This is a genomic window from Methylobacterium sp. Leaf123 (assembly GCF_001423405.1).
In the GTDB taxonomy this organism is placed as follows: domain Bacteria; phylum Pseudomonadota; class Alphaproteobacteria; order Rhizobiales; family Beijerinckiaceae; genus Methylobacterium.
Genome location: NZ_LMNS01000028.1, coordinates 1 through 4,008, shown reverse-complemented (window position 1 = coordinate 4,008; position 4,008 = coordinate 1). Strand labels below are relative to the sequence as shown.

General features: G+C 65.8%; 2 protein-coding genes. One reads left to right on the top strand and one right to left on the bottom strand.

Annotated elements, in window-relative coordinates; translation table 11 throughout:
- Window positions 1-343 precede the first annotated feature (343 nt).
- A complete protein-coding gene (locus ASF53_RS15845) occupies window positions 344-3,094 on the top strand; it encodes a PAS domain-containing protein (RefSeq protein ID WP_056200296.1) in 2,751 nt (916 codons plus the stop codon).
- Window positions 3,095-3,249: 155 nt separating this feature from the next.
- Here the strand turns inward: ASF53_RS15845 and ASF53_RS25105 are convergent, their stop codons facing one another.
- A complete protein-coding gene (locus ASF53_RS25105) occupies window positions 3,250-3,861 on the bottom strand; it encodes a response regulator (protein WP_082482759.1) in 612 nt (203 codons plus the stop codon).
- Between the last annotated feature and the right edge of the window lie 147 nt (window positions 3,862-4,008).

The following is a 4,008-nucleotide window of genomic DNA, read 5'->3' as shown; positions in this document are numbered from 1 at the left end:
TCCACATGGCACGTCCAGATCAGGCTTCAGCACCCTTCTGGAATCACCGCCATCCCGGCCACTCAACCCCGGCCAGACATTATCGGACGGGCTCTGAGTACCTTTTGGACATTTGCCGGGTGTCCGGTCAGGCCATCTGCACTTTGCCGGTTCGAAGCAGTCACGCCCGTGCCACACTCGACTGTCCCAGCATCCTGCCAGGGTATTCCGGTACCACCCATCGGGACGCACGGGGTGGGGATGCGGCGAAATCGTGTGGGCGACCACCGTTGAAGGCCGGGACGATTGGGGGCAAACCTCACCGCAAGTGATTTCGAATCCTAAGGGGCATCCGAAGGGAACCATGGACGGGGGAATGCTCGGCAGCGGCGAGGACGTCGAGGTGTACAGGCGGGCCGAGATGGCCAGCTACGCCATCCTCGACACGCCGGCCGAGGCCGAGTTCCAGGACATCGTGAAGGTGGCGTCCGAGGTGTGCGGCATGCCCGTGTCGCTGATCTCGCTCCTCGACGGCGATCGCCAGTGGTTCAAGGCAGAGACTGGGTTCGGCGAGAGCGAGACGCCCCTGTCCCATTCGATCTGCGCCCACGCCGTCCGACAGGACGACGTCTTCGAGATCGAGGACCTGACGCGCGACGGGCGCACCTCGTCCAACCCGCTGGTGACCGGTGGCCCCCAGGTCCGCTTCTACGCGGGGGCGCCCCTGCGAACCCCGGACGGCCTTGCCCTCGGGGCGTTGTGCGTGCTCGACACCAAGCCGAACAAGCTCACGCCGTCGCAGACGTTCGTACTACGGACGCTGGCGCACCAAGTGGTCACGACCTTGGAACTGCGCCGCTCGCTGCGCCTGCGCAAGGAGAGCGACCGTCGAAACAAGGCGATCCTGGAGAGCGCGGTCGACTACGCCATCGTCTCCCTCGACCTGAAGGGGACGGTGACGAGTTGGTCGCCCGGTGCGGAGCGTATCCTCGGCTGGGACGAGGCCGAGATGTGCGGCAAGCCCGTGCATGTCTTCTTCACGAAAGAAGACATCGCCGGCGGCATTCCCGAGCAAGAGATGGCCTCCGCCCTGCTGAAAGGGCGTGGGGTCGACGAGCGCTGGCACGTGCGCAAGGACGGCGGCCGGTTCTGGGCCAACGGCGAGATGATGCCGTTGCGGGACGAGGACGGGCGACACGAAGGCTTCCTCAAGATCCTGCGGGACCGCACCGAACAGCGGAACGCCGCCGCGAAGGAGCAGGCGGACGCCGCGTTCATGCGCGGCGTGCTGGCGTCCTCGGCCGACTGCATCAAGGTGCTCGACCTGGACGCGAAGCTGACCTTCATGAACGAGGGCGGCTTCGAGGTGATGGAGGTCAGCGACTTCAACGAGATCCGGGGTTGCCCCTGGCCCGACTTCTGGGTCGGCTCGGGCAACGCGGACGCGCAACAGGCGGTGTGGTCGGCGCTCGCCGGTGGTACGGGGCACTTCCAGGGGCAGGCCGACACGTTCAAGGGCACGCCCAAGTGGTGGGACGTCCAGGTCACCCCCATCCGGGGACCGGACGGGCAGCCAGAGAGGCTGCTAGTCGTCTCCCGCGACATCACCCGGCAGCGGGCCTCCGAGCAGTCGGTCGCGGAGAGCGAGAGGCGTTGGCGCGGCCTGTTCGAGGGCATGCAGGAGGGGTTCTTCAGCGGCGAGATCATCCGGGACGCGGAAGGCATGCCGGTCGACTATCGCTTCGTCGAGATCAACCCGGCCTTCGCCGCCCAGTCCGGCCTGCCGGTCGAGACGGTCGGGCGTACGATCCGCGAAGTCGTCCCGGGCATCCCCGCTTGGTTGATCGAGACCTACGCACGGGTGGTCGAGACCGGTAACGCCGAGGTATTCGAGATCGGGGTGCCGGAACTCGGGCGCGTGTTCGAGGTCCGGGCCTACCGCGAGGCGGGAAACCGCTTCGCCGCGATGTTCATCGACGTTTCGGAACGCAAGCGGGCGGATGCCCGGCGTGCGGCCCTCGCCGAGCTGGGCGACCGGCTCCGCAACACGGCCGACAAGGGAGAGATCGTTCGCGTGGCGTCCGAGATTTTGGGGAGGACGCTCGCCCTGTCCCATGCCGGTTACGGCGCGGTGGATCACGACAAGGAGACCATCCTCGTCGACCATGGATGGTCGGCGCCGGGGATGCCGGGCATCGGCGGCCTGCACGGGTTCCGCAATTACGGCTCGTACATCGAGAGCCTGAAGTCCGGCCACGCGGTGATCATCGACAACGTCACGGACGACCCTCGAACCGCCCCGGACGCCGACGCCCTGACGGCCATCCGCGCGCGCGCGCTGCTCAACCTGCCGCTCATGGAACACGGGCGGTTCGTGGCGCTGCTCTTCGCCCTCAAAGACGTCCCCTACGCCTGGAAGCCCGAGGAGATCGGCTTCGCCAATAATATCGCGGACCGGACCCGCGCGGCGCTGGCGCGGATCGAGGCGGAGGAGCGACAGAGGACGCTGAACCTCGAACTGAGCCACCGCATGAAGAACATGCTTGCGATGGTCCAGTCCATCGCGACCCAGACCATGCGCACGGCCACGGACCTCAACGCGGCAAAGGAAGTCCTGGCCGGCAGGCTGATCGCCCTCAGCAAGTCCCATGATCTGTTGCTGAGCGGGACGGTCGGCTCGGCTCCCATCGAAACCTTGATCAGGAGCGCTCTGCAGTCCCACGAGGACAACCCGGGTCGCTTCGTTCTGAAGGGACCGTCCTTCACGGTCGGCTCCAAGGCGGCGTTGTCGCTGTCGCTGATGCTGCACGAACTCGCAACCAACGCGGCCAAGTACGGCGCGTTGTCGACCACGGAGGGGAAGGTCTCCGTCGCTTGGGACCTTCGTGAGAACGACGGGGAGCCGCGATGCACCCTCCGGTGGTCGGAACGGGGCGGTCCCGTCGTCGAGCCGCCCAAGCGTACCGGGTTCGGGTCCCGGTTGATCGGGCGCGGGCTCGCCGGGAGCTTCGGCGGAGAGGTGCAACTGTCCTACCCGGCCTCCGGCGTCGTATGTTCGGTCGACGCACCACTCGCGGGCCTGCAGGCCGAGGATACGCCGCCGCAGTGCCATTAGCCGCCTCGGGTCGTTCCAGGATCGACCGGTGAATGGTAGTAGGCATGGCTACGTATGCCCGTCCGCAGAAACGTGTCTACTCACCTCGGTCAGAGCATGCCGTCTCCGAACGAATGCCGGATCCCGGAGACTTAGACAATTTCAACAAGGTAGCCCTAACTTTTCAGCGGCTCCGGGTGCTTGTCGTCGGGCAGTGTCTTGCGGACGTGGTGTCGGACGATCGCGGCGCTGAACGGCTTGCCGATGAACGTCGCCCCCTCCGGCATGTCCCCCGGTCCCGGCTTGGCGTTGCCCGAGGCGACCACGACGGCGATGTGAGGCCAACTCTCCGCGGTCTTCCGCGCCAGCTCGAAGCCATCGGCGCCACCCGGCATGTGCACGTCGGTGAAGAGAAGCTGCACCGCCTCGTGATGCTTCGCGAGCACCTTCAAGGCCTGCGCGACGTTCATCGCCTCAAGCACCTTGAATCCCGCATCCTCCAGAATGCTGGTCGCGTCCATGAGGATCAGGAAGTCGTCATCGACGACGAGGGCGTGGGGCGCATCGCCCTGGGCGTCTTGGGTCACAGACCATGAATGGGTGACGAGAGGGAAGGTTGCGCCCAAGGATCGATTATGCCCATTGGGTCGAATTTGCCGCCGGCGAACGCGGCACACCAACACGCGCTTCAACACCGCTGGGATACCTCTTCGGAGATGATGAAGCAGGATCGGGCGTACCTGTGGGGGATACGCGCTGATCGAACTGCGCCCGATCTCCCGGGCCATGGGTGTCCGCTTTCGGGGAAATCGAAGCGGTGATCCGCCGACCGCTTCGGGTCCAGGCTGTGTGAAAACGCGCTGATCTGGTAGAGTAAATCCCGATCTTGGAGGTCGGGATGAAGCGTTTCATCGCAGGCGAGAATCGTCAGCAGA

Coding starts and splice junctions, on each gene's coding strand:
- ASF53_RS15845 (WP_056200296.1), top strand. CDS start 344: ATGGACGGGGGAATGCTCGGCAGCGGCGAGGACGTCGAGGTGTACAGG.
- ASF53_RS25105 (WP_082482759.1), bottom strand. CDS start 3,861: ATGGCCCGGGAGATCGGGCGCAGTTCGATCAGCGCGTATCCCCCACAG.